Here is a 4201-nt window from a genome sequence, read left to right as displayed (position 1 = left end):
GCCATGTTCCACCTGTTCACCCACGCCTTCTTCAAGGCGCTGCTGTTCCTGGGCGCGGGCTCGGTGATCCACGGCATGCACCATGAGCAGGACATGCGGCGCATGGGCCATCTGACCAAGTACCTGCCGGTCACCTTCGGGGTGATGATCGTGGGCACCATCGCCATTACGGGGCTCGGCATCCCTGGAATCGACCTCGGCTTCGCCGGCTTCTACTCCAAGGACGCCATCATCAACGCGGCCTTCGTCTCAGGCCACGACCAGGGTTTCGGCTACTTCGCCTACATCGTCGGCGTACTGGTGGCGGGCCTGACGTCCTTCTACTCCTGGCGCCTGGCCTTCATGACCTTCAGCGGCACGGCCAAATGGGAGCACGCCTCGCACGGCGACAGCCCCCACGGCGCCGTCGTCGCCCACCCCGACCAAAGCCACGCCTCGGCCGCCCAGATCGAGACCCATTCGGAGCCCGACACCAACCCGCGCACAGACGACGGCCACGCGGATCACGGGCACGGCGCCTTCAAGCCGCACGAGAGCCCTTGGGTCATGCTCGTCCCGCTGCTGGCCCTATCTGTGGGCGCAATCTTCTCGGGCGGGCTGTTCGACCGCATGTTCATCGGCGAGGGCCGCGACGCCTTCTGGCGCGGCGCGATCTTCACGAGCGCGCACAACACCACGCTGGCGCACATCGACGCCCTGCCGGTCTGGGCCGCCCAGGCCCCGCTGGTGCTGTCGGTGATCGGCCTGTTAGTCGCCGCCTACTACTACCTGCTGCACCCGGCCTACGCGAAGGCGATCGCGGACAACGACGGCCTCCTGTACCGCTTCGTCTACAACAAGTGGTACGTGGACGAGATCTACCAGGCGACTTTCGTCAAGGGCGCCCGGGCGCTCGGCGACGTCCTCTGGCACACCGGTGACCAGAAGATCATCGACGGCGGCGGCCCGAACGGCGTGGCTTGGCTGTCGGCGCGGGCCGGGCGCGGCCTGGCGGTGCTGCAGAGCGGCTATCTCTACCACTATGCCTTCGTGATGCTGCTGGGCGTGGCGGGCCTGCTCACCTACGCTTTGATGGCCTGGAAGCACTGAGGGAGCGATGACCGGCATCCTCTCCCTCATCACCTTCGCGCCGCTCGTCGGCGCGCTGCTGATCCTGGCCTTCCGCCAGTTCGCGCCGGCTTCGGACGTGGCGCGCAATGCCCGCTGGATCGCGCTGCTCACCACGCTTGTGACCTTCGCCCTGGCGATCCTGATGGTCGCCAGCTTCGACACCGCCCAGCCGGGCATGCAGTTCAGCGAGAACCTGCCCTGGTTCTCCGGCATCAGCTACCGCATGGGGGCGGACGGGATCAGCGTCCTGCTCGTCCTGCTCACCGCCTTCCTCATGCCGCTGTCCATCGTCGCCAGCTGGGCGCCGATCAAGGACCGGGTGGCGGAGTACATGATCGCCTTCCTGGTGCTTGAGACCCTGATGATTGGGGCCTTCCTGGCCATGGACCTGATCGTCTTCTACATCTTCTTCGAGGGCACCCTGGTGCCGATGTTCCTGATCATCGGCATCTGGGGGGGCAAGAACCGGGTCTACGCCGCCTACAAGTTCTTTCTCTACACCCTGGCTGGGTCGGTGCTGATGCTGGCCGCCATCCTGACCATGGCCGGGGTCGCCGGCACCACCTCGATCCCCGAGCTGATGGCCTACCACTTCGCCCCCGGCGTGCAGATCTGGCTGTGGCTGGCCTTCTTCGCCTCCTTCGCGGTGAAGATGCCCATGTGGCCGGTGCACACCTGGCTGCCCGACGCCCACGTGGAGGCGCCGACCGCCGGCTCGGTGATCCTGGCCGGCGTGCTGCTGAAGCTCGGCGGCTACGGGTTCCTGCGCTTCAGCCTGCCCATGTTCCCCTACGCCAGCGCCTACTTCACGCCGCTGGTGTTCGCCCTGTCGGTGATCGCCATCATCTACACCTCGCTTGTCGCCTTCCGACAGACCGACATGAAGAAGCTGATTGCCTATTCCTCGGTGGCGCACATGGGCTTCGTCACCATGGGCATCTTCTCCGGCAACCAGCAGGGCATCCAGGGCGCCCTGTTCCAGATGCTGAGCCACGGGGTGATCTCAGGCGCGCTGTTCCTGTGCGTGGGCGTCGTCTATGACCGCATGCACACCCGCGAGATCGCCTTCTACGGCGGCCTGGTGAACCGCATGCCGTGGTATGCGGCGACCTTCATGCTGTTCACCATGGGCAATGTCGGCCTGCCGGGCACATCGGGCTTCGTGGGCGAGTTCCTGACCATGACCGGCGCCTATGGCGTCTCCACCACCACCGCCCTGTTCGCCGCCACCGGCGTGATCCTGTCTGCGGTCTACGCCCTCACTCTCTACCGGCGCGTGGTGTTCGGCGAGATGGTCAATCCCAAGCTCGCCGCCATCACCGACCTGGACTGGCGAGAGGTGGCGACTTTCGCGCCCCTGATCGCCGGCGCCCTGGTGCTGGGCGTCTATCCGCACCTGGTGACCGACGTGACGGCCTCGTCCGTCAACCGCCTGATCGACCTGTGGCGCGCCGGCGCGCCCGGGTGAGGGGACTGATCCGATGACCTTCTCAGGCGCGCTATCTATCGCGCTTCCCGAACTGATCCTGACCGTCGGCATCCTGGTGCTGCTGGTCGTGGGCGCCTTCGTCGGCGACAAGGGCACGCGGCCGGTAGCGCTCGGCGCGGGTCTGGTGCTGGTCGCCTCAGCCGCGGCGGCGTGCTTCGGCCCTCAGGGCGCGGCCTTCAACAACGGCTTCGTGGAGGACCAGGCAGCGGTCTTCTCCAAGGTGGTGATCTATCTGATCAGCGCCGTCGGCCTGATCATCGCCGAGCCCTGGCTGAAGCGCATCAACGGCAGCCGGTTCGAGTACCCGATCCTGGTGCTGCTGGCGGCGCTCGGCACCGGCATGATGGTGTCCGCCGGCAACCTGATCTCGCTCTACATCGGGGTGGAGCTGCAGTCCCTGGCGCTCTACGTGCTGGCCGCCTTCCGCCGCGATGATCCCCGGTCGTCCGAGGCCGGGCTGAAATACTTCATCCTCGGCGCGCTCTCCTCCGGCATCCTGCTGTACGGCGCGAGCCTGATCTACGGCTTCGCCGGCTCGACCCGCTTCACCGACATCGCCGTGGCGGTGCAGAACCAGGCCAGCACGGGCCTGATCTTCGGCCTGGTCTTCCTGATCTGCGGCCTGGCGTTCAAGGTGTCGGCCGCCCCCTTCCATATGTGGACGCCCGATGTCTATGAGGGCGCACCCACGCCCATCGTTGCCTTCCTCACCGCCGCGCCGAAGCTCGCCGGCATGGTGCTGTTCGCCCGGGTGCTGGCCAACGGCTTCCCCGGGGCGGTGGAGCAATGGCGCCAGGTGATCGTGGCCATCGCTTTGATCTCCATGCTCTGGGGCGCCTTCGCCGGCCTGGCTCAAAAGAACCTCAAGCGGCTGTGGGCCTATTCCTCCATCGCCAACGTCGGCTACGCCCTGGTGGGCCTGGCGTCGGGCACGCAGGAGGGCGTCCAGGCCATGCTGGTGTTCATGACGCTGTACATCATTGACGTGACCGGCTTCTTTGCCTGCTTGGTGGCCCTGTCCCGAGACGGCCGGCCCATGGAGACCTTCGAGGACATGGCCGGCCTGTTCAGGGAGCGGCCGGGGATCGCGGCCGCCATGACCATCTTCTCCCTGTCGGCGCTGGGCATGCCGCCCTTCAGCGGCTTCTGGGGCAAGGTCTATGTGTTCAAGGCGGCGGCGGCGGCCAACCTGCAATGGCTGGCGGCGCTTGGCCTGCTATCGAGCGTGGTGGCGGCCTTCTATTACCTTCGCCTGATCAAGACCATGTGGTTCGACCCGACGCGGGGGACCACCGACGCCGCGCCGCTCGACGCCCGGGGCGTCGCCTTCGTGGCGGCCGCCTTCTCCTTTCCCGTGGTGATGCCGGCGCTGGCCCTGATCGACCCCTTGTCCAAGGCCGCAGCCTCCGCCTTCGGGCTAAACTGAGCCGATGACGGCCCGTCGATGACGGCCACCTCGCTTGGGGTGGAGGTCCTCCGCCTCGAGACGGTGGACTCCACCAACGCCGAGGCCCGCCGCCGCGCCGAGGCGGGCGAAGCGGGCCCGCTCTGGATCGCATCGCGCCGCCAGACCGCGGGCCGGGGCCGCCGCGGCCGCGCCTG

Annotated in this window: 3 protein-coding genes and 1 pseudogene; all 4 read left to right on the top strand. The window is 67.3% G+C overall.

The window, feature by feature from the left end; all coding sequences use genetic code 11:
• Positions 1-1089, top strand: a 1089-nt coding sequence (locus HUV06_RS14870; RefSeq protein ID WP_305793644.1) for a proton-conducting transporter membrane subunit, incomplete at its 5' end; no start/stop codon positions are given.
• A 7-nt stretch (positions 1090-1096) separates the two neighbouring features.
• On the top strand, positions 1097-2578 hold the full coding sequence (locus tag HUV06_RS14865) for an NADH-quinone oxidoreductase subunit M (protein ID WP_174302027.1): 1482 nt from the start codon (positions 1097-1099) through the stop codon (positions 2576-2578).
• A 13-nt stretch (positions 2579-2591) separates the two neighbouring features.
• On the top strand, positions 2592-4025 hold the full coding sequence (nuoN, locus tag HUV06_RS14860; RefSeq protein WP_174302026.1) for an NADH-quinone oxidoreductase subunit NuoN: 1434 nt from the start codon (positions 2592-2594) through the stop codon (positions 4023-4025).
• Positions 4026-4043: 18 nt separating this feature from the next.
• Positions 4044-4201, top strand: a pseudogene (locus tag HUV06_RS16385) (biotin--[acetyl-CoA-carboxylase] ligase); the annotation flags it as partial.

The sequence above is a fragment of the Caulobacter sp. S45 genome (assembly GCF_903642205.1).
Lineage (GTDB): Bacteria > Pseudomonadota > Alphaproteobacteria > Caulobacterales > Caulobacteraceae > CAHJWH01.
The sequence above is the reverse complement of the archived record's forward strand: the minus strand, read 5'-3'. Positions and strand labels throughout refer to the sequence as shown.

Coding starts and splice junctions, on each gene's coding strand:
- nuoN (WP_174302026.1), top strand. CDS start 2,592: ATGACCTTCTCAGGCGCGCTATCTATCGCGCTTCCCGAACTGATCCTG.
- HUV06_RS14865 (WP_174302027.1), top strand. CDS start 1,097: ATGACCGGCATCCTCTCCCTCATCACCTTCGCGCCGCTCGTCGGCGCG.